The sequence below is a fragment of the Amycolatopsis sp. NPDC004079 genome (assembly GCF_040610415.1).
Lineage (GTDB): Bacteria > Actinomycetota > Actinomycetes > Mycobacteriales > Pseudonocardiaceae > Amycolatopsis > Amycolatopsis halotolerans.
In genome coordinates, this window is record NZ_JBEXMH010000087.1 from 1 (window position 1) to 23,011 (window position 23,011).

The 23,011-nt window shown below is 69.6% G+C and carries 24 protein-coding genes; 14 read left to right on the forward strand and 10 right to left on the reverse strand.

What is annotated here, in order from left to right; translation table 11 throughout:
- Positions 1-263: 263 nt before the first annotated feature.
- Positions 264-2,198 (reverse strand): asparagine synthase (glutamine-hydrolyzing), encoded by a 1,935-nt coding sequence (gene asnB, locus ABZX37_RS44260; RefSeq protein WP_354750227.1) that lies wholly within the window; start codon positions 2,196-2,198, stop codon positions 264-266.
- Positions 2,199-2,410: 212 nt separating this feature from the next.
- On the opposite strand from asnB, the gene ABZX37_RS44265 reads away from it, so the two are divergent.
- Both ABZX37_RS44265 and ABZX37_RS44270 read left to right on the forward strand, forming a co-directional pair.
- Entirely contained in the window at positions 2,411-3,358 is a 948-nt protein-coding gene (locus ABZX37_RS44265) for a cytochrome c oxidase subunit II (protein ID WP_354750229.1), read from the forward strand.
- 32 nt (positions 3,359-3,390) lie between these two features.
- Positions 3,391-3,813 carry a cytochrome c oxidase subunit 4 gene (locus ABZX37_RS44270; protein WP_354750231.1) on the forward strand — a complete coding sequence of 141 codons (423 nt, stop codon included), beginning with the start codon at positions 3,391-3,393 and terminating at the stop codon, positions 3,811-3,813.
- A gap of 10 nt (positions 3,814-3,823) precedes the next feature.
- Here ABZX37_RS44270 and ABZX37_RS44275 read toward each other — a convergent pair whose 3' ends face one another.
- On the reverse strand, positions 3,824-4,732 hold the full coding sequence (locus ABZX37_RS44275) for a DMT family transporter (RefSeq protein ID WP_354750233.1): 909 nt from the start codon (positions 4,730-4,732) through the stop codon (positions 3,824-3,826).
- A gap of 83 nt (positions 4,733-4,815) precedes the next feature.
- Here ABZX37_RS44275 and ABZX37_RS44280 point away from each other — a divergent pair, with 83 nt between their 5' ends.
- On the forward strand, positions 4,816-5,775 hold the full coding sequence (locus ABZX37_RS44280) for a helix-turn-helix domain-containing protein (protein ID WP_354750235.1): 960 nt from the start codon (positions 4,816-4,818) through the stop codon (positions 5,773-5,775).
- 124 nt (positions 5,776-5,899) lie between these two features.
- On the opposite strand, the gene trpD is transcribed toward ABZX37_RS44280, so the two are convergent.
- The 3 genes from trpD to ABZX37_RS44295 all read right to left on the reverse strand — a co-directional run bounded on the left by trpD (position 5,900) and on the right by ABZX37_RS44295 (position 7,849).
- Positions 5,900-6,943, reverse strand: coding sequence for an anthranilate phosphoribosyltransferase (trpD, locus tag ABZX37_RS44285; protein ID WP_354750237.1), 1,044 nt, complete (start codon positions 6,941-6,943; stop codon positions 5,900-5,902).
- Positions 6,944-6,948: 5 nt separating this feature from the next.
- Entirely contained in the window at positions 6,949-7,362 is a 414-nt protein-coding gene (locus ABZX37_RS44290; RefSeq protein ID WP_354750239.1) for a hypothetical protein, read from the reverse strand.
- 61 nt (positions 7,363-7,423) lie between these two features.
- The gene (locus ABZX37_RS44295; protein ID WP_354750241.1) at positions 7,424-7,849 is read right to left on the reverse strand and encodes a ribonuclease E inhibitor RraB; all 426 of its coding nucleotides are present in this window, start codon (positions 7,847-7,849) and stop codon (positions 7,424-7,426) included.
- Between the two features lie 107 nt (positions 7,850-7,956).
- Between ABZX37_RS44295 and ABZX37_RS44300 the strand changes: the two genes are divergently transcribed.
- Genes ABZX37_RS44300 through ABZX37_RS44315 form a run of 4 tightly spaced genes read left to right on the forward strand, consistent with a single transcriptional unit; the run spans position 7,957 to position 12,260 of the window.
- A complete protein-coding gene (locus tag ABZX37_RS44300) occupies positions 7,957-8,583 on the forward strand; it encodes a heme-copper oxidase subunit III (protein WP_354750243.1) in 627 nt (208 codons plus the stop codon).
- A 55-nt stretch (positions 8,584-8,638) separates the two neighbouring features.
- Positions 8,639-9,457 carry a c-type cytochrome gene (locus tag ABZX37_RS44305; protein WP_354750245.1) on the forward strand — a complete coding sequence of 273 codons (819 nt, stop codon included), beginning with the start codon at positions 8,639-8,641 and terminating at the stop codon, positions 9,455-9,457.
- On the forward strand, positions 9,454-10,605 hold the full coding sequence (locus ABZX37_RS44310; protein WP_354750247.1) for a ubiquinol-cytochrome c reductase iron-sulfur subunit: 1,152 nt from the start codon (positions 9,454-9,456) through the stop codon (positions 10,603-10,605). The genes ABZX37_RS44305 and ABZX37_RS44310 overlap by 4 nt, the downstream gene beginning before the upstream one ends.
- The gene (locus tag ABZX37_RS44315; protein WP_354750249.1) at positions 10,602-12,260 is read left to right on the forward strand and encodes a cytochrome bc complex cytochrome b subunit; all 1,659 of its coding nucleotides are present in this window, start codon (positions 10,602-10,604) and stop codon (positions 12,258-12,260) included. The genes ABZX37_RS44310 and ABZX37_RS44315 overlap by 4 nt, the downstream gene beginning before the upstream one ends.
- A 63-nt stretch (positions 12,261-12,323) precedes the next feature.
- Here ABZX37_RS44315 and ABZX37_RS44320 read toward each other — a convergent pair whose 3' ends face one another.
- From ABZX37_RS44320 to ABZX37_RS44335, 4 genes are all read right to left on the reverse strand, one after another.
- Positions 12,324-12,779 (reverse strand): GNAT family N-acetyltransferase, encoded by a 456-nt coding sequence (locus ABZX37_RS44320; protein WP_354750251.1) that lies wholly within the window; start codon positions 12,777-12,779, stop codon positions 12,324-12,326.
- A 30-nt stretch (positions 12,780-12,809) separates the two neighbouring features.
- Positions 12,810-13,262 (reverse strand): GNAT family N-acetyltransferase, encoded by a 453-nt coding sequence (locus tag ABZX37_RS44325; RefSeq protein WP_354750253.1) that lies wholly within the window; start codon positions 13,260-13,262, stop codon positions 12,810-12,812.
- A gap of 41 nt (positions 13,263-13,303) precedes the next feature.
- Positions 13,304-13,588 carry an Lrp/AsnC ligand binding domain-containing protein gene (locus tag ABZX37_RS44330; RefSeq protein WP_009074830.1) on the reverse strand — a complete coding sequence of 95 codons (285 nt, stop codon included), beginning with the start codon at positions 13,586-13,588 and terminating at the stop codon, positions 13,304-13,306.
- An 82-nt stretch (positions 13,589-13,670) separates the two neighbouring features.
- A complete protein-coding gene (locus ABZX37_RS44335; RefSeq protein WP_354750255.1) occupies positions 13,671-15,389 on the reverse strand; it encodes a DEDD exonuclease domain-containing protein in 1,719 nt (572 codons plus the stop codon).
- Positions 15,390-15,509: 120 nt separating this feature from the next.
- On the opposite strand from ABZX37_RS44335, the gene ABZX37_RS44340 reads away from it, so the two are divergent.
- From ABZX37_RS44340 to ABZX37_RS44365, 6 genes are all read left to right on the forward strand, one after another.
- Entirely contained in the window at positions 15,510-16,907 is a 1,398-nt protein-coding gene (locus tag ABZX37_RS44340) for an NYN domain-containing protein (RefSeq protein WP_354750257.1), read from the forward strand.
- A gap of 831 nt (positions 16,908-17,738) precedes the next feature.
- Complete coding sequence (locus tag ABZX37_RS44345) at positions 17,739-17,960, forward strand: hypothetical protein (protein ID WP_037358162.1); 222 nt, start codon at positions 17,739-17,741, stop codon at positions 17,958-17,960.
- Positions 17,961-18,388: 428 nt separating this feature from the next.
- Positions 18,389-19,450, forward strand: a complete 1,062-nt coding sequence (locus tag ABZX37_RS44350) for a C40 family peptidase (protein ID WP_354750259.1) — start codon at positions 18,389-18,391, stop codon at positions 19,448-19,450.
- 151 nt (positions 19,451-19,601) lie between these two features.
- Positions 19,602-20,249 carry an alpha/beta hydrolase-fold protein gene (locus tag ABZX37_RS44355; RefSeq protein ID WP_354750261.1) on the forward strand — a complete coding sequence of 216 codons (648 nt, stop codon included), beginning with the start codon at positions 19,602-19,604 and terminating at the stop codon, positions 20,247-20,249.
- A 7-nt stretch (positions 20,250-20,256) separates the two neighbouring features.
- Positions 20,257-20,649 (forward strand): hypothetical protein, encoded by a 393-nt coding sequence (locus tag ABZX37_RS44360; RefSeq protein WP_354750263.1) that lies wholly within the window; start codon positions 20,257-20,259, stop codon positions 20,647-20,649.
- A 103-nt stretch (positions 20,650-20,752) separates the two neighbouring features.
- Positions 20,753-21,910: a glycosyltransferase family 4 protein gene (locus tag ABZX37_RS44365; RefSeq protein WP_354750264.1), complete on the forward strand. Its 1,158-nt coding sequence runs from the start codon at positions 20,753-20,755 to the stop codon at positions 21,908-21,910.
- A gap of 7 nt (positions 21,911-21,917) precedes the next feature.
- On the opposite strand, the gene ABZX37_RS44370 is transcribed toward ABZX37_RS44365, so the two are convergent.
- Positions 21,918-22,532: a uridine kinase gene (locus tag ABZX37_RS44370; RefSeq protein ID WP_354750266.1), complete on the reverse strand. Its 615-nt coding sequence runs from the start codon at positions 22,530-22,532 to the stop codon at positions 21,918-21,920.
- 53 nt (positions 22,533-22,585) lie between these two features.
- Here ABZX37_RS44370 and ABZX37_RS44375 point away from each other — a divergent pair, with 53 nt between their 5' ends.
- Positions 22,586-22,993 (forward strand): SRPBCC domain-containing protein, encoded by a 408-nt coding sequence (locus ABZX37_RS44375; RefSeq protein ID WP_354750268.1) that lies wholly within the window; start codon positions 22,586-22,588, stop codon positions 22,991-22,993.
- Positions 22,994-23,011 lie beyond the last annotated feature (18 nt).

Sequence of the window (23,011 nt, forward strand, 5' to 3'; positions counted from 1 at the left end):
GTTCTTGTCAAGGCGGGAAAGATGCCTTGACAAGCACCTCCGCGCCGCGTTTTTGGCTTCGTATCGGGGTGCGGGGGTGGTGTGGGTGCCTCGCTCGTTGGGTGCGCGGGCTGCGGTTTCGGGCTGGGGCTAGCGCCCCAATGTGGCGTTGGGTGCATGTGACGCACCGAACGCCACATTGGGTGCGTTGCGGCGGCGGGGGCGGGGCGTGAGGGGAACCCTGAGGGAATCTGATTCCCTCAGGGTTCCCCTCACGGACTTCGCTAGAGCTTGACTGGGTAGACCGGTTCCGGGATTTCCGGCTTGATGCGGTGTTCCACGAAGATTCCGTGCCACAGCATGAAGACCAGGAGCGCCCACAGCTGGCGGCTGCGGTCCAGTTGGCCTTCCTTGTGCTCGTCGAGCAGGCGCAGCACGGCGTTCTTGTCCAGCAGCTCGTCGGTCTTCGAGTCGTTGATGATGCCGCGGGCCCAGTCGTACATCTCGTTGCGCAGCCACAGGCGGATCGGCACCGGGAAGCCGAGCTTCTTCCGGTTCAGCACGTGGCCGGGGATGATTTTCGCCAAAGCCTGGCGCAGCGCGTACTTCGTCGTGCCGTGGGCGAGTTTCTGGTCCAGCGGGATCGAGGCGGCGACCTTGAACACCTCGGCGTCCAGGAACGGCACCCGCAGTTCCAGCGAGTTCGCCATGGTGACCTTGTCCGCCTTGACCAGGATGTCGCCGCGCAGCCAGGTGTAGAGATCGACGTGCTGCATCCGGGCCACGGGGTCCCAGCCGCGGGACACGTCGTACCAAGGGGCGGTGACGTCCTTGAAGCCGACGCCTTCCTCGTACGTTCGCAGCACCGCGCGCAGCTGCTCGTCGCGGAAGTTGCGGGCGTTGCCGTAGTAGCGGTCTTCCAGCGGAAGCGCGCCGCGGCGCAGGAGGTCCTTGCCTCGGGTGCCTTCGGGGATCTTCGTGGACACCTTGCCCAGCAGCTTGCGTACGCTGCCGGGGATTTTTTCGAACGGGGCCAGCGAGATCGGCTCGCCGTAGATCGTGTAGCCGCCGAACAGTTCGTCCGCGCCTTCGCCGGACAGCACGGCCTTCACGTGCTTGCGCGCCTCGCGGGCGATGAACCACAGCGGGACCAGCGCCGGGTCGGCGACCGGGTCGTCCAGGTACCAGACGATGAGCGGCAGCGCTTCCATCATCTCGTCCGCCGACACCGTGCGGACCACGTGCTTCACGCCGATCGCGGCGGCCGATTCCGCGGCCACGTCCACCTCGGAGTAGCCCTCGCGCTCAAACCCGGTGGTGAACGCGATGAGGTTCGGGTTGTGCTCCTTCGCGAGCGTCGCGGTCGCGGTGGAGTCGATGCCGCCGGAGAGGAACGCGCCGACGGTGACGTCCGGGTCGGAGATCATGTGCTTGCCGACGGAGTCGCGCATCACGTCGGCGATGCGCTCGTACAGCGCGTCGGCCTCGGCTTGGCCGTTGACCGGCTTCGCGGCGAACTTCGGGTGGAAGTAGCGGGTGAACTCGGTCTTCCCGCCCGGCGAGAGCCGGAACGAGGTGCCGGATTCGACGCGGCGGATCGCGGTGTGCAGCGACTCCGGCTCCGGCACGTACTGCAGGACCAGGTAGTGCTGCAGGGCCTTGCGGTCCAGCTCCTGCGCGACGCCGAGCGTGTCCGACAGCTCCAGCAGGCTCTTCTTCTCGCTGGAGAACGCGGTGCCCTTCGGGCCGGCGCTGTAGTAGAGCGGCTTGATGCCGAACGGGTCGCGCGCGCCGAAAACCACCTTTTCGGCCGAATCCCAGATCAGGAACGCGAACATGCCGCGCAGCTTTTCGACCGCTTTGTCGCCGAGGTAGTGATATGCCGCGACGATCGCCTCGCCGTCGCCTTCAGTGGCGAATTTCGCACCGAATTTTTCGGCCAGCTCGTCGCGCAGTTCGCGGTAGTTGTAGATCTCGCCGTTGAAGTTCAGCGTGTACCGGCCGGGAGCCTCTGGCGGACCCCACACCAGCGGCTGGTGCGCGTGGTCGACGTCGATGAAGGCGAGCCGGTTGAAGCCGTACACGACCTCGGCGTCGGCCCAGGTGTCCTGCTCGTCAGGGCCGCGGTGGCGCTGGCAGCGCATCGCCGCGCCGACGCTCGCGCGGGCGTCCGCGGCGTCGTTTTCGGTCGCGCAGATCAGTCCAAGCAGGCCGCACACGTGTACTCACACACCTCAGGGTCGGGCCGGTCCGGGGAAGGGCCCAGTATGCCGGGGCGGGGCGCGTCGCCGGGAATGCGGGTGACGCGCGGCGCAACTGGTCACCCCTTGGTCAGCGGGAGCGGCCAACTCGGCTAGGCTCCGCCTGTCACGAAGATCGGTCGAAGAAGGCCCGGTGTGAGAGGGCCTGTTGGGTGAAAGGGCAGGGCGCAGTGGGAAAACCAGAGCGCACCCCGGTGGGTAAGCGGGTCGGGCGTGTCGCCGCGCTGGCCGTGCTGGTGGCGCTGACCGCGACGGGCTGCTCGGGAGACGAGATCCTCCGCTTCGGCTGGCCCAAGGGCGTCACGCCGCAGGCCGACCAGATGCGCACTCTCTGGACGTGGACGGTCGTCGCCGCGCTGGTCGTCGGCGCGATCGTGTGGGCCCTGATCTTCTGGACCGCGATCTTCCACCGCAAGAAGAAGGGCGCGGCCGCCGAAGGCCCCGAGGACCTGCCCCGGCAGTTCCAGTACAACATCCCGCTGGAGATCTTCACGGTCGTCCTCCCGACGATCATGGTCTGCGTGCTGTTCTTCTTCACCGCGACGACCGAGAGCAAGGTCCTCGACAAGAAGCCGAACCCGGACGTCGTCGTCGACGTGATCGCCTTCCAGTGGAACTGGGAGTTCAAGTACGAGGGCGATGCCGCCAAGCGCGCCGACGGCACCCAGGTGAGCACCGTCGGCTCCTCCGGCGAGATCCCGCTGCTCGTGCTGCCGACCAACAAGACGATCGAGTACCGGCTCCGCTCGACGGACGTCATCCACTCGTTCTGGGTCCCGGAGTTCAACTTCAAGCGCGACGTCATGCCGGATCCGGAGAAGAACAACCAGGACAGCTCGTTCCAGAACTCGATCGACCGCGAGGGATCGTTCGTCGGCCGCTGCGCCGAGCTGTGCGGGACGTACCATTCGGTGATGAACTTCGAGGTGCGGGCCTTGTCCCCGGACAAGTACGACCAGTACCTCAAGCTGCGCGCCGCGACGAACCCGAAGACCGGCAAGCCGAACACCGCGTCTGAAGCGCTGGCGTCGATGAACTGCGGCGAGCTGTGCAGCCCGTACGCGGTGACCACGAAGCCGTTCAACACCGACCGCACCGCGCGCACCGCGTCCAACTGACGGCGAACCAGAAGGAGCAGGGGACCAATCCCATGAAGGTCGAAGCCCGGATTTTCTACCTGGTGGCGGGGTTTGCCGTCCTCATGACCGCCGTCTACTGGGTCATGACCGCGCTCTTCGCCACCAACAAGCAGGCCGAGCCGGTCGGTATCGTCGCGCTGTTCCTGACCGGTGGCCTGGCGTTCCTCGCCGGCAGCTACATGCAGTTCGTGTCCCGCCGGATCGAGGACCGTCCGGAGGACCGCGAGGACGCCGAGATCAGCGACGGCGCCGGCGAGCTGGGCTTCTTCAGTCCGGGCAGCTACTGGCCGGTCGCGCTGGCCGCGTCGGCCGGTCTGGCCGGCCTCGCCCTCGCGTTCTTCCACATCTGGCTCCTCGTGATGGCGCTTGTGGCGCTGCTCATCGCCGTGGGCGGGCTGGTGTTCGAGTACCACACCGGTCCCGAGCACGACTGAGTTTTCCGCTTCACCGAGACGCCCGGCTGGGAATTCCCGGCTGGGCGTTTCGCGTATCCGCCTTGGCTCGCTGCGGAGCCAGCGCCGCGGCGAGCACCGCCAGCATCCCGAGTCCTTCGGGCCAGGTGAGCCGGTGGCCGAACGCCAGCATGTCCACCACGACCGCGACCACCGGGTACAGGTAGGACAGCAGCGCGACCGTCGTGGTCGGCAGCTTGCCGATGCTGGCGTACATCAGCACGTACATCACCGCCGTGTGCACCGTGCCCAGGAGCAGGAGCCACAGCAGCCCTGGAGCCGAACTCGGCAGCGGTGTGAAGATCAGCGCGGGCGCGAGCACGATCGCGCCGACCGTCAGCTGAACCGCGGCGAGCAGATGCGGCCGGATGTGCTTGAGCTGCTTCGCGATGAACGACGCACCGGCGTAGAGCAGGGCCGCGCCGAGCGCGAGCGCGATCCCGGCGAGCCGGACCGGGTGTCCGTCATCTCCTTGTGCGGAAAGGGAAATCACGACAACTCCGGCGAACGCCACGCCTGCTCGCATGAGGTGCGAACGGCCGACTTTCTCGCCGAGGAACATCGCCGCCATTCCGACCAGGATCAGCGGTTGGGTGTGGTAAACGACGGTGCTGACGCCGATGGACGACAGCGAGTAGGACGCGAACAGCAGCACCCAGTTGCCCACCAGCAGCAGTCCGCCCGCGACGGCGAGCAGCAGGTCGCGGCGGGTCGGCCGCCAGTCGCGGAACCAGCCGCGGGCGAGGGACCACACGACCAGCAGGACGCCGCCGACGAGGCAGCGGGCGAACGCGACCGCCGGGGCGGCCGCACCGCTTTCGAGCACGACCGCGCCGATCGTTCCGGACAACGCCATCGCCGCGGACCACTGCAGGACCGGGCGGGATTCGGGGTTCTTCATGCGTTCCAGATTCGCCTTCGCGGCGACGCTCAACCAGTGTCAGAGATGACAATGACCGCAAAACTTGTGACATCCTGGGCGGCATGGACGTAGAACGGGTCGCCGTACTGCTCGCGGACCGGGTTTCGCCGTTCGAGCTGGGTGTCGCGTGCGAGGTGTTCGGCACCGACCGCAGCGCGGACGGCATCCCCGGCTGGGACTTCGGCGTGTGCTCGCCGAATGGGGCGGAAGTGGCCAGCTGGTCCGGATTCGGCCTTGCCGGACTCCGTGATCTCGACTTCGCGGCGTCAGCGGACTTGGTGATTGTGCCCACCCAAGCGCCGCGGACCGCGCCGCCGCCGGAGCCGGTGCTGGACGCGTTGCGCGCGGCTCGGGAACGCGGCGCGTGGGTGGCCGGGTTCTGCGCGGGAGTGTTTTCCCTTGGCTACGCGGGCCTTCTGGACGATCGTCGCTGCACGGTGCACTGGATCTACGAGCCGGAATTCCGTCGCCTGTTTCCCGCCGCGGAAGTAGACCCGCAAGCCCTCTACGCGGACGACGACGGCGTGTTCACCAGTGCTGGCACGGTCGCCGCGGTGGATCTGTGCCTGCACCTCGTGCGGCGGTTGCGCGGCGTTGCGGCGGCAACGGCGCTGGCCCGGCGGATGGTGGCCGCGCCGCACCGCGCCGGCGGGCAGGCGCAGTTCGTGCAGGCACCGGTGCCCGCGACGGCCGCGCCGGACGACGCGGTGGTCGCCGAGGCACTCGAATGGGTGGAACGGCGGTTGGATCAGCCGTTCACGGTCGCGGAGCTGGCTCGCCGCAGCGGATTGGGGGAGCGGACGTTCCTGCGCCGGTTCTCCGCCGCCACCGGGACGACGCCGCATCGCTGGCTGACCGAACGCCGCCTCGACCGGGCACAGGCGCTGCTGGAGGAGGGGCGGTTGTCGGTGGAGGACATCGCCGCGGCGTGCGGGTACGCGTCGGCGGCCGCGTTGCGGCACCAGTTTTCGCGGCTGCGCTCGACTACGCCCAGCGCTTACCGGACCGCCTTCCGCTCCTGACCCCGGGCTGCCCACGGGCGTGCGGTTCGTCCGTGAGGGGAACCCTGAGGGAATCAGAGTCCCGCAGGGTTCCCCTCACAGACAGCTGGCGGAGCCGGGCCGCCCAGCGCTCACGAACGCGGTATCAGCGGCCAGCCGAGGAGAACGCGATCCAGCGGTCCAGCAGCGTCGCTGCCGCACCGCTGTCGATGGCCTGGCGTGCTCGGTCCAGCCCAGCCGCCAAATCGTCCTCGAGCGAATCGGAGAAGCCCGTGAACGCGGCCAGCGCGGCAGCGGCGTTCAGCACCACCGCGTCGCGCACCGGGCCGGTCTTGCCGCTGACCAGTTCCCGGACGACCTCCGCGTTCGCCGCCGCGTCGCCGCCGCGCAGGTCTTCGGCCGTGGCGCGCGGGATGTCGAGCGCTTGCGGGTCGAAGGTGCGTTCCGTCACCGTTCCGCCGGAGACCACCAGCACCGACGTCGTCGTGGTGGTGGTGATCTCGTCCAGTCCGTCGTCGCCGCGAGCCACCAGTACCGACATCCCGCGCTTGGCGAAAATCTCCGCCAGGGCACGGGTTTTGTCGGCGTAGGCGCACCCGATCAGCGCGCTTTGCGGCTGCGCAGGGTTGGTCAGCGGGCCCAGCAGGTTGAACGTGGTCGGCACGCCCAGTTCGCGCCGCGGCGGGCCGGTGTGCCGGAACGCCGGGTGGAACGCCGGGGCGAAGCAGAACCCGATGCCGATCTCCTCGAGCGACGCGAGCACCGCCTCGGGCGGCAGGTCGATCTTCACGCCGAGGGTTTCCAGCACGTCGGCCGCGCCGGACTTCGACGACGCGCTCCGGTTGCCGTGCTTGGCCACCGGCGCGCCCGCCGCCGCCGTGACGATCGTCGCCATCGTGGAGATGTTCACCGAGTTCGACCGGTCGCCGCCGGTGCCGACGATGTCCACCGCGGGACGGCTCAGCGTGATCCGCCGGGCGTGCGACAGCATCGCGTCGGCCATGCCGGAGATCTCCGCGGGCGTTTCGCCCTTGGCGCGCAGCGCGACCGCGAAGCCGCCGATCTGCGCCTGCCCGGCACTGCCGGACATGATCTGGTCCATCGCCCACGCCGTGTCCTCCGCGGACAGGTCCTCGCCGGCGATGAGCCGGGTGAGCAGCGCGGGCCAGGTGTGCGGGGTGGCGCCCACCGGGCTCAGCCGCCGTTGACGGCGGGGACCCGCCCGGCGCGCAGCACGCCGGCGATGGTCTCCGCCGCGGTCAGCGGGTCGAGCGGGTGCACCAGCACCGCGTCGGACAGCGCCCAGGTGGCGAGCCATCGGTCGTCGCGGCGGCGGACGGCCACCACGATCGGCGGGCAGTCGTCGATCTCGTGCTTGAGCTGGCGGGTCAGCCCGATGCCGCCGGTCGGCTGGGCCTCGCCGTCGAGGATCGCGAGGTCGACCGAGCCCGCGTCCATTTCGGCGAGCACGTCGGCGATGCCGGACGCCTCGACCCACTCGACGCGGCCGAGGTCGGCCGCCGGGCGCCTGCCGACGGCGTTCATGATCGCCTCGCGGACCTCGGCCTTGTGGCTGAACACCAGGATCCGCTGGGACTGCTCGCTCATTGAGCACGCCTCCGTCTCGTCACGGGTGGAACAGCCGCGATCGTATCCGCCGAGACGCATCTCACGCCGACGCGGTGGGCGAGTCACCCGGTTGCCGCGCCTCCCAGCCCGGCGCGTCGCCGCCGAGCCGCTGCGCCAGCCCGGCCATCCGGGACCGTTCCTGGGCGCAGTGCAGGGCGTCCAGCACCTGCACCCGCCGCGCGTGCGCCAGCACCCGGTCGCCGTCGCGGCTCTGCTCGCGCAGGTCGTAACCGTCCTGGGCGAGAATCGCCGCCGCCTCTTCGATCCGGTCCGCCGGAAGGACGAGGTGATGCACCAGCACCGCGGGCGCTTCGCTTGCCCAGCCGGGTGAATCGGCGAGCACCGCGGAGTCCGCGACGGCCGGGTCGAACGCCGAAACGACGACCCGCAGACCGGGCGCGTCCGGGTCGAGAACCGCGTTCTCCGGCTTTCTCACCAGGTCACGGAGCTTCTCCAGCCAACTCACGAGTAGCTCCTTCCGGTGCTGGTCCGCCTCTCGCGCGCGGGTGTGACGCGAAGCTCCCACGACCCGCCGCAGACCCGGCGGGCGGGGTGCCCGCACGAGAGGACATAATGCGATTCGTGACAACGGCAGCTCCCACCATCAGCCAGCGGGTCCACTCGCTGAACCGGCCGAACATGGTCAGTGTCGGCACCGTCGTGTGGCTGTCCAGCGAACTGATGTTCTTCGCCGGACTGTTCGCCATGTTCTTCACCGTCAAGGCGCAGAACCCGGCCGGGGCGTCCTGGCCGCCGCCGTTGCACGGCGAGGAGTTCCACCTCAACGTCGCGTACGCGATCCCGTTCACGGTGATCCTCGTGCTGTCGTCGCTGACCTGCCAGTTCGGCGTGTTCGCCGCGGAGCGGGGCGACGTCTACGGGCTGCGGCGCTGGTACATCGTGACGCTGATCATGGGCGCGATCTTCGTGGCCGGGCAGGCGAACGAGTACCACAATCTCGTCGAGGAGGGGCTGACGATCCCGTCCGGCCCGTTCGGCACGGTGTTCTACCTCGCGACCGGTTTCCACGGCCTGCACGTGATCGGCGGGCTCATCGCCTTCGTGTTCCTGCTGATCCGCACGAAGCTCAGCAAGTTCACTCCGGCACAGGCCACCTCGGCGATCGTCGTGTCGTACTACTGGCACTTCGTCGACATCGTGTGGGTCGGCCTCTTCGCGGTGATCTACATCCTTCCCTGATCCCCGCACCGCCCACCACAAAACGGCCTGAACTGACAGCAAGGGTTGCCGCAAGATGACCACCAGCACCAAATCCTCGGAGCGCCGGTTCCGCGCGCGCTCGAAGATGCGCAGGCGCCTCGCGGGCGTGCTCGCACTCGGCGTCGCCCTGGTGGGGGCCGGCGCCCTGTACGCCGTCTTCGCCCCGGAACCGCAGACCGCGCAGGCACAGGGCGACCCGGCGCTGCTGCGCCAGGGCGAGCAGGTCTACAACAACACCTGCATCGAATGCCACGGCGCGAACCTCGAGGGCGTCAAGGACCGCGGTCCGAGCCTCATCGGCATCGGCGACGCGGCCGTCTACTTCCAGACTTCCTCCGGCCGGATGCCCGCGGCGCGCCAAGAAGCGCAGGCCGCCCGCAAGCCGCCGAAGCTGACCCCGAGCGAGATCGACGCGGTCGGCGCCTACGTGCAGGCGCACGGCGGCGGCGCGCAGCGTCCGGAGGAGCGCGGCGAGGCGCTGCGCGGGAACGACCCGGCGCGCGGCGGCGAGCTGTTCCGGCTCAACTGCGCCTCGTGCCACAACTTCACCGGCCGCGGGGGCGCGCTGTCGGCGGGCAAGTACGCGCCGCCGCTCGACCCGGCCACCGAGGAACAGATCTACGACGCGATGCTCACCGGGCCGCAGAACATGCCGAAGTTCTCCGACCGCCAGCTCAGCGTGGAAGAGAAGAAGGACATCATCGCCTACGTCAAGTCGGTGTCCGACGGCAACAACGACCCGGGCGGCAACGGTCTCGGCGGGGTCGGCCCCGCCTCCGAAGGCGTCATCGCCTTCGTCGTCGGAATCGGCGCGCTCGTCGGCATTACGCTGTGGATTGGATCGAAGGCATGAGTGCCGAAGGGCCCAAGCCGCCCTCGGAGGCGGAGCTGGCTGAGATGGACCGCGACGAGCTGCTCAAGCTCGGCGGTCAGCTGGACGGCGTGGAAATCGTCGACTACCCGGAACCGTGGCCGGTCGAGGGCACCCGCGCGGAGCGGCGCGCACAGCGCCTCGTCGCGTTCTGGTTCTCCCTGTCCGCGCTCGCCGGCCTGGCGTTCGTGGTCGTGATGGCCTGGCCGAAGTGGTGGGAGTACAAGGACCCGAGCGACCCGAGCGGGCACTCGACCTACAGCCTCTACACCCCGGCGCTCGGCGTCACGCTCGGTCTCGCGGTGCTGTCGCTCGGCATCGGCGTGATCCTCTACACCAAGAAGTTCGTCCCGCACGAGACCTCGGTGCAGCAGCGCAGCGACGGCCCGTCGACCGCGGTCGACCGGGCCACCATCCTGGCCCACCTCGCCGACGCCGGGACCCGCAACGGCATCGCCCGCCGGTCGCTGATCAAGCGCACCGCCGGCGCGGGCGCGGGTGCGCTCGGCCTCGCGGTCGCGGCGCTCCCGATCGCGTCCTTCATCAAGGACCCGTGGAAGGACACCGAGAACAAGGACGGCCTCTGGCACACCGGCTGGCTGCCGAACTTCAAGGGCGAGAAGGTCTACCTGCGGCGCAACACCGGCAACCTCGAGGCGGACGTCAAGGAAGGCGTCGCCCTGGTCAAGGCCGAGGACCTCGACGCGGGCGCGATGGAGACGGTCTTCCCGTACCGCGAATCGGAGAAGGGCGACGAGAAGGCCCTGTCCGAGGCGCTGATGCGCGTCGACAACCCGGTCATGCTCATCCGGCTGCGCCCGACCGACGCCTCGCGCGTCGTCAAGCGCAAGGGCCAGGAAGACTACAACTTCGGCGACTACTACGCGTACACGAAGATCTGCAGCCACGTCGGCTGCCCGACCTCCCTGTACGAGCAGCGCACGAACCGCATCCTCTGCCCGTGCCACCAGTCGCAGTTCGACGCCCTGCACTACGCGAAGCCGATCTTCGGCCCGGCGACGCGGCCGCTGGCCCAGCTTCCGATCACGGTTGACGAAGAGGGATACTTGATCGCGAAGGGCGACTTCAACGAGGCCATCGGACCGGCCTTCTGGGAGCGTAAGTCATGAGTTCACTCACCACGCCGACCAAGGGCACGAGCGCACTCCAGAAGCACCTGGGCGAGGCCGCGGACAACGCGGACCAGCGGTACAAGCTGGCCAAGGGCCTGCGGCACCAGATGAACAAGGTGTTCCCGACCCACTGGTCCTTCCTGCTGGGCGAGATCGCGCTGTACAGCTTCATCGTCATCCTGCTGTCCGGGGTGTACCTGACGCTGTTCTTCGACCCCTCCATGCAGGAGGTCACGTACCACGGCAGCTTCACGAACATGCAGGGCATGCAGATGTCCCAGGCGTTCAAGACGACGCTGGACCTCTCGTTCGACGTGCGCGGCGGCCTGTTCGTGCGGCAGCTGCACCACTGGGCGGCGCTGATCTTCGTCGCGTCGATGATGGTGCACATGCTCCGGATCTTCTTCACCGGCGCGTTCCGCAAGCCCCGCGAGGCGAACTGGGTCATCGGCGGCCTGCTGCTGATCCTGGGCATGTTCGAGGGCTTCTTCGGCTACTCGCTCCCGGACGACCTGCTGTCCGGCACCGGTATCCGCGCGACCCTGTCCGGCATTGTGCTGTCGGTGCCGGTGATCGGCACCTGGATCCACTGGGCGCTGTTCGGCGGGGAGTTCCCCGGCGACCAGATCATCCCGCGTCTCTACACGCTGCACATCCTGCTGGTCCCGGGCATCATGCTGGCGCTGATCGGCGCGCACCTCGCGCTGGTCTGGTACCAGAAGCACACCCAGTTCCCGGGCGTGCGGCGCAAGGAGACCAACGTCGTCGGCGTGCGGATCATGCCGTACTTCGCCCTCAAGGGCGGCGCGTTCTTCACCCTGGTCGTGGGCGTGCTGGCGCTGATGTCCGGCCTGTTCCAGATCAACCCGGTGTGGAACTTCGGGCCGTACAACCCGTCGATGGTGTCCGCGGGGTCCCAGCCTGACTTCTACATGGCCTGGGCGGACGGCATGCTCCGGATCTGGCCCGCGTGGGAGGTCTACCTCGGGAACTACACGATCCCGGCGGTGTTCTTCCCCGGCGCGATCGGCATGCCGATCCTGTTCGCGCTGCTGCTCGGGTATCCGTTCCTGGAACGCAAGCTGTCCAAGGACAACGCGTCGCACAACCTGCTGCAGCGTCCGCGCGACGCACCGGTCCGCACCGCACTGGGCATGATGGCGCTCGGGTTCTTCGCGGTGATCGAACTGTCCGGCTTCAACGACATCATCGCCGACCAGTTCGACATCTCGCTGAACGCGACGACGTGGGCCGGGCGCATCGGCGTGCTGATCGTGCCGCCGCTGGCGTACTACTTCACCTACCGGATCTGCCTGGGCCTGCAGCGGTCCGACCGGGAAGTGCTGGAGCACGGCGTCGAGACCGGCATCATCAAGCGGCTGCCGCACGGCGAGTTCATCGAGATCCACCAGCCGCTGGCCGGCACGGACAGCCACGGCCACGCCATCCCGCTCGAGTACCAGGGCGCGGCGGTGCCGAAGAAGATGAACAAGCTCGGCACCGCGGGCCACGCCGTCCCGGGTTCGATCTGGACGCCGGACCCGGCGGAAGAGACGAAGGCGCTCGACCGCGCTCGCGGCAACGGCCACGGGAACGGCAAGGCGCAGGTCGAAGGGGCCGAGGAGTCGACCGAGGTCGGTTCCGGGCACTGAGTCCGTGAGAACGCCGAGAAGGCCCCTTCCTCATCGCGAGGGAGGGGCCTTCTTGCTGTGGGGTCAGAGCTGGATGCGGCCCACGATCTCGCCGTCGTCGTCGATCTCGCCGGTGGGCTTGAAGCCGAGCCGCAGGTAGAACGGCTGCGGGCTGTGCTTGCCCGGCATCCAGCTGACCGTCACGGATGCGGCGTCGCGGCGGCGCGCTTCAGCCAGGACGGCTTCGACCGCGAACCGGCCGTAGCCCTTCTTCTGGTGTTTGGCGGCGATGTTCAACCGCCAGAGGTAGGAGCGGTAGTAGTCGGTCGGGTTGTCCGGGTCGAAGGCGGCCATGACGAAGCCGACGAGTTTCTTCCCGGCGTAGACCAGCCTCGGCCAGGCGATGTCCGGCTGGACGTAGGCTTCGGCGAGCGAGCGGGCGACCGAGGAAACGTAGTCGCGCTGAGGTTTCGCCACTTTGAGATCGCAGGCGTCGTCGACGTTGTCGACCGTGAGTTCGACCAGACGCAGGGTCGTCATGCGAAATACGGTAGCGCGGCCCGCGAGGGTTCAGAGCCGGATGCGAGCGACGACCTCGCCCTCGTGGATCTGGCCGGTGGGCTCGAAACCCAGCCGCAGATAGAACGGCTGCGGGCTGTGCTCGCCCGGTTCCCAGAGCACCGTCGCGAACTCGTTCCCGCGCCGACGCGCCTCGGCCAGCACCGCTTCGACGGCGAACTTCCCGTAGCCCTTCTTCTGGTGCTCGGCGGCGATGTTCAACCGCCAGACGCCGCACCGGAAGTAGTCGATCGGACAGCTTGGATCGAAGGCGGCCATGACGAAGCCGACGAGGTCGTCCCCCGCGTAGACCAGCCTGGGCCAGGCCGTCTCTGGCTGGGTGTAGGCCTCCGCCAGCGACCGGGCGACCGGGGCCACGTAGTGCTCCTGGTGGGGCGCCACCGACAGATCGCAGGCCGCGCCCACGTTGTCGCTGGTGACCTCGGCCAACCGCAGTGTCGTCATGCCCCGGACGTTAGCCCGGGGGTACGACAATTTCCGGCGGGTCAGGCCCCTTCGACGCCGATCTCGAACGCGGAGTCGGTGTCGGCGCGCGAGTAGGACCGGAACGCGATGTGGGTGACGGTGTCGAGCACGCCGCGAACCTTGCCGATGCGCCCGGGGATCAGGTCGGCGAGGTCCTCGTGGGCCTGCACGCGCACGGTGGCGATGAGGTCGACGTCCCCGGCGCACGAGTAGACCTCGGACACCTGGTCGAGGTCCGCGATCGCCTGCGCGGCCTGCGGGATCTCCTCGGCCTCTACGTTGATCAGCACGATCGCCGTGATCACAGCGTTCCTCCCACTTGCTGGCGGTAACTACTCGAGCGCGATCGTAGCCGGGAACGCCCCCGAGGACGCCGCGGCGGGGCGGTCAGCCTGCGATGTGTTCGAGGGAGCGGGCGTCGGCGACCTGTGCGAGCCAGGCTTGCCAGCCCGCGACGGCGGCAGGTTCGGCCCACGGCCGCGTAGTACGGACAAGTCGGGTCCCAGGCCGGGCGAGCCAGCGCAGCACGATTCCGACCTCCTCGCCGGGCGCGCCGCGCAGCGGACCGTCGCCTGGCAGCACGGTTTCCCCTGCGGCGACCAGGGATTCGACCACCGGCATCGGCGGCACCCCACGGCGCGCGACCCCAGCGGAAGCGAGCCTGCCGTAGCGGATGACGGAGAGTTCCCAGCCGCCGTTGCCGTCCGGCGCGGCCGCGATGAGCTCCGCGACCGACGCGAGCGCTGCCTGCCGATGCGCGCGTCCGACGGCACGGACCAATCCGGCCAGTTCGTCGCGGTGCCGGGCGGCTTGTTCGTAGTGCCTACGCTCCGACATCTCCTCCAGCCTCGCCGCGGCTAGATGCAACGGACGGCCGTCGTGACCAGCGATAAGTCCACGGGCTGCTTCCACGGCGGGGGAGTAGTCGGCGACGGTCTGCCTGCCTGCGCACGGCGCTCCGCAACGGCCGAGCTCAGCCAGAACGCACGGCGTGCCGGACGCGGAAGTGGCCGAGATGCGCTGCGTGCAGGTGCGCAGGCCGGAGGCGTCGGCGAGGGTCTCGGCGGCGGTGCGCGCGTCGGCCTGGCTGCGGAACGGACCGAGCGTGCCCGCGCGCGGCAGGCGTACCACGGAAAGCCGCGGGAAAGCCTCGTCAGTCAGGCTGATCCACCAGCCGTGATGCGGGTTTTTCGAGCGCCGGTTGTACGCCGGCCGGTGCGCGGCGATCAGCCGCAGTTCGCGGATCTCGGCTTCGAGGGAATGCGCGCACTCGATGGCGTCCACCCGCTCCGCCAGCGCGACCATTTCCCGGATCCGGCCCCGGCTTTCGGAACCGGTGAAATAAGTCCGCACGCGCCGTCTCAGGTCCCGCGCGGTGCCGACGTACAGCACTTCGTCGCGCGGTCCCTTGAAGAGGTACACGCCGGGCCGCGACGGGAGGTCGGCGGCGAGGTTTCGCTTGCGGCGCTGGGCTGGCGTGACGTTCGGGAGGTAGTCGATCAGCTCCTCGACGGTGTGGACGCCGAGATTGCCGACGCGCTCCAGCAGTGCGTGCAGGACGTCGGTGGTGGCGCGGGCGTCGTCGAGCGCGCGGTGCGTCGGCCGGGTGCGCGCGCCGAGCAGCATCGACAGCGACGACAACCGGTAGCTGCGCGCTTCTTCGCGCGGGATGACGCGGCGCGCGAGCTTCACCGTGCAGACGACGGTGGGGCGCGGCCAGACGTAGCCGTGTCCGTCGCAGGCTGCCTTCATGAAGCTGGTGTCGAAGCCGGAGTTGTGCGCGACCAGCACGGCGCCCGCGATGAACTCCAGGAACGCGGGCAGCACGCGTTCGATCCGCGGCGCGTCGTAGACCATCGCCTGCGTGATCCCGGTCAGCTCGACGATCTGCGGCGGGATCGGCGTGCCCGGGTTGACCAGCGTCGCGAACTCGCCCAGCACCTGTCCGGCGCGGACCTTGACCGCGCCGATCTCGGTGATCCCGTCCGGGCCGGGCTTGGTGCCGGTGGTCTCGAGGTCGAACACGACGAACGTGGTGTCCCGCAGCGGGGTGCCGAGCTCGTCGAACGCCAGCTGAACCTGGTCCGGCCTCGGTCGGGTCTCCATGATCGCGCACAGTAGGACCGACCACCGACAATCTTCGCGCGCGCCGCCCGTGGCCCGATGGTGACCAGCGGAACGGGCCGGTGCGGCGCGCGATCCGGCGGCGGGGCCTACCCTGGACCAATGCACCCCCAGCCCGTCGAACCGGAAGAAGCCGCGGAGGCCGTCGGCCCCTCGGCGGTTCCGGCGCGGGTGGAGGAGGACGCCGAGGTCCCGGAAGCGGGGACTTGTCCGGAACCGTCGTCGTGGACGGGCTTGCCGGAGGCGGTGCGCGAGCGCATCGCTGAACTGGCCGCCGCCGCGGTCGCGAAACTGCCGGTCGCGGACGTGCCGAGGCAGCTGCGGCCGGTCGCGAAGTTCGCCCCGGCCAAGCGCGCGAAGCTCGGCGGCACGGCGCTGCTGACCGCGTTAGGGGATTCCGCGCAATTCCGGACCGCGGTCCTCGAATGGTTGCGGGAGCACCGGACAGACGCGCTGGACCCGAACGTTTCGGACTCCGTCGCGGCGGCTGCCGCCGCTGTGCTGCTCGGTGAATCCGGTGCGGCCGGACGCGTGCGGCTGGTCGCGAAGAACGCCGAAGAAACCGCGTTGCGCGCTGAGCGGGACGCGGCGCTGGCCCGGAATCAACGTCTGGAAGCCGAACTCGCCGAGCTGCGCGCCGATCTGGAAGAGGCGCGCGGGGCGGTCGAGAGCGTGCGCGGCGAACGCGAAGCCGAGGTCGAGAAACTGCTGCGCCGGCTGCGCGAGCAGGGCGTGCTGCTGCGGCAGGCCAAGGACGCGGCCGAAGCGGCGCGGACCGAGCTGGCCGACGGGGGAGTGACGCGGGAACGCGAGATCGAGACGCTGAACGTGCAGCTCGACCGGGAACGCCGCCGGGTCGCTTCCGAACGCGCTCGTGCTGAACGGGCGGTCGCGGACGCGGAGATGGCCCGGCAATCGGCGCGCGAGGCCAGGGAGGCCGACGAGGTCCGGCTGGCGTTGCTGGTGGACACGATCGACGGTGCCGTGCACGGTTTACGTCGCGAACTCGCTTTGGGCGACCGCGGCGCGCGCCCTGCCGACATGGTGAGCGGCGCGCGGTCCGGGCTCGGCCCTGGCGGGCGGATCCAGGACGTCACGGCGCTCGACCGGCATCTGGCGTTGCCGAACGTCCATCTCATCGTGGACGGCTACAACGTCACCAAAACGGGTTATCCGGAGCTGGCGCTGGCCGACCAGCGAGACCGGCTGGTGCATCAGCTCTCGGCGCTGGCGGCGCGCACGTCGGCGGAGGTCACGGTGGTGTTCGACGGCGCCGGTGTGCTGTCGGTGCCCGCCGCGGTGCCGCGCGGGGTGCGAGTGCTGTTCTCCGAGCGTGGCGTGCTCGCAGACGACGTGATCCGGTCCCTGGTCGCGGCCGAGCCGAAGGGGCGTCCGATGGTGGTCGCGACGTCCGACCGGGCGGTCGCGGACTCGGTCCGCGCGGCCGGTGCGCACCCCGCTCCGTCGGCGGTGCTCGTCAGCCGATTGGGTCGAGTCTGACTCTGCCCGACGTGCGGGGCCCGAAAATTGTCGGTGGTGCTTCCTACCGTTTGTTCCCGAGGCGATTCCCGGAACCGGTCCGGGACTTCTCGGAGGAACGGAGGCTCAGCGATGGGCGAGAACAAGCAGGAGCGATTCGGGGTCGGTTCCGGCGTGCGTGCGGCGGGCTCGGCCGGGGTCAGCGGGGAAGTTCGCTTCGCGGCGGGTCCGGGGGATCGGGTCGCCGGTGTCGACGGCGGGGCGGCTGAACGTTCTCGGCCGCCGGACCGGGGCGGTCACCCGGGCGGGGTGAGTTCGGCGGTGAGTCTTGCCACTGGGGTGAATCCGGCCACGGCGGAGGCTCGGGACCGGGATCTGGAGGCGCGCCGGGAAAGCGGTGTTTCAGCTGGTTCCGGCGGGAGTGCTGAGACCTCGGCTGTTGCGTTGCGGCGGCCTGGCGAGGCGGTCGGCACCGGGACGGCACCGGGAGCAGAAGAAGCGGCTGATGTCGCGGGTTCGCTTGGCGTGGGCGAGCAGGTGCCGCTGTCGGGTGCGGAGGGAGAGGCGGAGACGCGGTCAGGAACAGGAACTGATGCTGCGGGCTCGCTGATCGCCCAGGAGCGGGTGCGGCCTGGTGCGGACGACTCGGCGGGTGCGGACGACTCGGCGGGTGCGGGCGACTCGGCGGGTGCGGATGACTCGGCGGGTGCGGACGACTCGGCGGGTGCGGGCGAGCCTGCCGACCTTGCCCGGTCCCGGCGCTCGGCGCGGCGGCGCTCGGGCGCGTCGCGGAGCGCGAAGCGGGCGAAACCCGTTACCTCCCACCGAGAAGAGCGGCGTCCGGCCGGTGCGGTGGACGTCGCGGTCGAGGACATCGACACGTTCGTCGTCGATTGCGACCGGTGTGCGGTGCGCGGGGCGGCGTGTGCCGATTGCGTGGTCAGCGTGCTGCTCGGGCCGCCGGTCGGGCTCGTCTGGGACGCGGACGAACGGCGAGCTGTCGACGCGCTCGCCGAGGCGGGGATGGTGCCGCGGCTGCGCCTGGTTCCGGAGACAGACAGTAGGTCGGCGTGACACCAGTGGGTGACACTGGCTCGCCGAGCGGTCGCCTCGGTGCGGTAAACGGTAAGTAACGGAGAGGGCCGTTTGCGCTGTCGCAGTGTGTGGTCTAAGTCACATTCAACTGCCTTGCTGGTCCGATGGTGTTTCACCGGACTACGGAGAGTTTTTACGGGGGGCCCGGTGGACGCGCCGACGGTCTTTTCGTAACCTGGCCGAGATCTCGCGCCAGGCAGCTGTCGGACGACGGCGACGCGGGATCGCCGCCGGTTCGGCTTTGTCGGGGAGTCAGGATCGGAACCAACCACCGTGCGCGGAAAAGCTGTTGTGGAACACGACGGCCGGAACGCGAACGGAAAGCGTGCGCGAAGAGGGCCCCCGACCTCTTCCGCGCCGGGGTTCCGGCCACGGCGGCCCGACGAGCAAAGGAGACCCGCGCGGCCGTGCAGTCGCATCCAGTCAAGCGCGTGGTGTCAGGCGCCCTCGCGGCCGCCTCGGTGATCGCAATCGTCACCGCGGCGCAGCCAGCGGGCACCGCAGCCGCTTCCCCCCTCCCCGTCCTCCAGGCCCCGCCGGACTCCGGTTCGGACGCTCTCGCCAAGTACCGCGACCTCGCGGCGCAGGCGGAGAAGGCGAACGAGGACCTCCTCAAAGCCAAAGACGACCTGTCCGCGCGGCAGGGCGACCTCGACAAGGCCAACGGAGACGTGGGCAACGCCCACAACCTCTCCGCGCAGGCCGCCGAGAACGAGAAGAAGTACAAGGTCGACGTCGACAAGTTCGCGAACGCGTCGTTCCTGTCCGGCGTGCAGATGAACAAGCTGTCCGCGCTGCTGGCGGGCACGTCGACGCAGGAGTTCCTCGACCGTTCGGCGGCGCTGGACCAGATCGCGTCGCAGAAGGCCGTCGCGCTCGAGAAGCTCCAGGGCGCGGTCGACCAGGCCAAGGCCGCCGAAAAGCTGGCAGCCGACGCCGCGCAGCGGGCCACCGCGGCGCGCGACGCGGCGGCGAAGCTGACCGAAGACATCACGGCCAAGAAGAAGACGCTCGACGACCAGGTCGCCGAGCTGAAGAAGACCACGGCGGGGCTGAGCCAGGCCGACCGGAACTCGCAGAAGGACACCGGCGGCGACTTCTCGCCGGACCTCTCGGCCGCCGGCCCGGCCGCGGCGGCCGCCGTCCAGGCCGCGCTGAGCCAGCGGGGCAAGCCCTACGAGTGGGGCGCCACCGGGCCGAGCTCGTACGACTGCTCCGGTCTCATGCTGTGGGCCTACCGGCAGGCGGGCGTCTCGCTGCCGCGTTCGAGCCAGGCGCAGAGCCAGACCGGCACCCCGGTCCCGCGCAGCCAGCTGCAGCCCGGCGACCTGGTGTTCTACTACACGCCGGTTTCGCACGTGGGCATGTACATCGGCAACGGGATGATGGTGCACGCGCCGACCACCGGCGACGTCGTCAAGATCTCGCCGCTGCAGAGCCAGTACGTGGGCGCGCGCCGGGTCGCCTGACCGGACGTTCTCGCCTCACCGGGGCGGTACCGCATGACGCGGTGCCGCCCCGGTGTCGTTTCGCGGGGTTTTCGCGACTGACGAACCGGCGGCGAAGAAATCCGCTGGCTTCACGCCTGGCCGACGGCAGTGCTGACCGAAGGAGCCGACGATGTCGCTCGCGGGCGAGCTGGTCACCGAGACCCTCGAATACGACGGCGGTCGCGAGGTCACGGTCTACGTTCCGGCGGATCGGCCCGAGGCGGTCGTGTTCGCCGGTGACGGCGAGGTGCTCTCGCAGTGGGGCAGTGACCTCGAAGCCGCGGATGTGCCGTCCACGATGATCGTCGGTGTGCACCGCTCGGCCGACGAGACCCTGCGGCTCCATGAGTACTCGCCGGGCTTCGATCCGGAGCGGTTCTCGGCACACGAGAAGTTTTTCCGCGAAGACGTCCCCCACTGGGTGCGATCGAGGTTCGGGGTGGCACTGCCCGCCGAGCGCACTGCGGTGTGCGGTGTCTCGGCAGGGGGAGAGCTGGCGCTGGCTATGGGGTTTCGGCATCCGGACGGCTACGGCACGGTCTTGTGCGCCTCGCCCGGAGGTGGTTATCGCCCGCCCGCTGATCTGCCGACGCTTCCGCGTACGTACCTCGTTGCCGGGACTCAGGAACCGTTTTTCCTCCAGAACGCGACCCGGTGGGCGGACGCGTTGCGCGACGCCGGGGCGGACGTCGTCTCGACCGAGCGAGCCGGATCGCACGGCGGCGCGTTCTGGCGCGAAGAGTTCCCGCTCATGGTGGCGTGGGCGTTCGGGGCATAATTCGCCGGTGAACGAACTGGTGGCGATCGAGCTGGCTGACGACGAGCGCGCGGTGCTGTCTCGCGGGCTGGGCGAGTGGGGCGGGCCAGCGCACTGCACCGAGGAACTCGCGGTGGCGATGGGCTTCCAGGGCGTGGCTGGTCTGTATGAGGACGGGCGGCGCCTCCAAGCAGCGCTCTCTGCCGGTGAGCCGCTCAGCGTTCCGGACTGGCGACGGCTGCTGGTGTCCGCCGAAATCGTGTTCGCCAGCGACGTGTTCGGTTCCGGCATCGATTGGTCGATCACGACCGGCTTTTCGGACGAGGAGACGATCAAGATCCTGCGGCGGTTGCAACGAGGGATCGCGAGCGCGCTCCGCGGCGCACTCCATCGTCGCGATGACCGGGCCGCCGACCGGTAACCACCGCATCGTTCGCCGGTTTCGCAGGTCGGCAAGTACCCGACAAGGCGTGCTCGCTTCACCGGCCCGCTCCGGCGAAACCGCCCGTCGGTAGCCTGCGGGGGTGCTGAGGACCCTGCTCGTGACGAACGACTTCCCGCCGCGCCCCGGGGGCATCCAGAATTACCTCAATTCGCTGGCCACCCGGCTGCCCGCGGACGACCTCGTCGTCTACGCGCCCTCGTGGGAGCGCAGCAGCGGTTCGCACGTCGAGTTCGACGCGGCCGCTCCGTTCGAAGTCGTGCGGCACCCGACGTCGCTGATGCTGCCCACCCCGGACGTCCTGCGTCGCGCGAAACAGATCATGCGCGCTCGCGACTGTGAGGCCGTCTGGTTCGGCGCGGCCGCCCCGCTCGCGCTGCTCGGGCATTCGCTGCGGCAGGCCGGCGCGCGCAGGATCGTCGCTTCCACGCACGGGCACGAAGTCGGCTGGTCGATGCTTCCGGGCTCGCGGCAGGCGTTGCGGAGGATCGGCGACACCGTCGACGTCGTGACATACGTCAGCAAGTACACGCGCAACAGGTTCGCCGCCGCGTTCGGTCGGCATGCTGGGCTCGAAATGCTGCCGAGTGGCGTCGACACCACGGTTTTCGCGCCGGATCCGGCTGGTCGTGAAGAGATCCGCGCCCGGCACGGTCTCGGCGATCGGCCGACGATCGTGTGCGTTTCGCGGCTGGTTCCGCGCAAGGGGCAGGACATGCTGATCTCCGCGCTGCCCGCGATCCGCGAGCGCGTGCCCGGCGCGGCGTTGCTGCTCGTCGGCGGCGGTCCGTACCGCAAGCGCCTTGCCCAGCTGGCCGAGGCGCTCAATGTCGCCGACGACGTCGTCTTCACCGGCTCGGTGCCGTGGGAGGAACTGCCCGCGCACTACAACGCGGGCGACGTCTTCGCGATGCCTGCCCGCACGCGCGGCAAGGGGCTCGACGTGGAAGGGCTCGGCATCGTCTACCTGGAGGCGTCCGCGACCGGGCTGCCGGTGGTCGCGGGCACGTCCGGCGGGGCGCCGGAGGCGGTGCTGGACGAGGTGACCGGCCACGTGGTCGACGGCCGCGACCCGGGGCAGCTCGCGGAGACTTTGGCGGCGCTGCTGTCCGACCCGGTCCGCGCCCGCAGGATGGGCGAGGCGGGCCGTTCGTGGGTCGCCGAGAACTGGCGCTGGGACACGATGGCGAAGCGCCTGTCGACGCTTCTGGACGGCGATCCGGTGGCGGCGGTCCGCTGACCCGGGATCAGGGTTCGTAGATCGCGGGGTGGCGCGGGTCGTCCACGCGGACCACGACGTCCGCGAGGGCACTCGGGTCGACTTCGTTCTCGTAGCGTTCGTATGCGGGAAGCGCCCATTCGTCGGAGACGCGACGGCGCAGTGCACCCGGCGAAAGCCACAAATGCACCACGAAATCGAACGCCAATCCCGCGCCCAGCAAGAACTCTCCGTCGACCACTACGACGCCGCGATCCGGCACCGGGACGCGCGGCAGCCTGGTCGCGCGGTCGCGTTCGGCGTCCCACAGCGCGGGCAGCACTTCGCCGCTGCCGTCGTCGGCGAGCGGGGCCAGGACTTCCCGGCGCAGACCGCCCACATCGAGCCAATCGGTATACCGGGCGTCCGGATCTTGTTTGCCGTGCTCGAAACGGAGTGACGCTGGTCGCAAAAATCCCGTGGCGGGCACGTGCAGCGCGGCCCGGCCGAGCAGCTTCAGCGGGCCGGTCAGCGCCTCGGCGAGCGGGCCCGTTCCGGCTGCTCCGTCGATCGCGACCGCGATTCGTCGGCGGTGCGTGAGCGCGTCGACGCGCTCGGTCAGCTCGGCGGCCAGGACGTCGGGGGAGATGGGGCGGTAGCGCACGATCGCATGATCCCGCACCGGTTTCCGTCGGTCCCCGGTGCCATGATGGCGGCATGGCCAACGAGGAGGGCAAGACCGGGCGGAGTGGTTGGGAGACAGCCGTTTCCCGCACGATGCCGTACCCGGGCAGCCGGGTATGGGAGTTCCTGGTGGGGGACGGCGTGGAGATCTGGCTCGGCCCTGGCGTCGAACTGCCGCGCGAGCGCGGGGCCGGATACGAGACCGAACACGGCACCACCGGCGAAATCCGCAGTTACGCCGACGACCGCTTGCGGCTCACCTGGCGTCCGACGGACTGGGACCACGATTCCTTGCTGGAGCTCGAAGTCGCGGACCTCGGCAAGCGCAGCACGCTGAAGATCCGCCAGGAGCAGCTCGCGGACGTGGCGGAGAAGGCCGAGCAGCGGGCATATTGGAAACAAGTGGTCGAGCGCGTCGAGGCGGCATTGGCAGAGCGCTGACCGAACTGCACAGGGGGT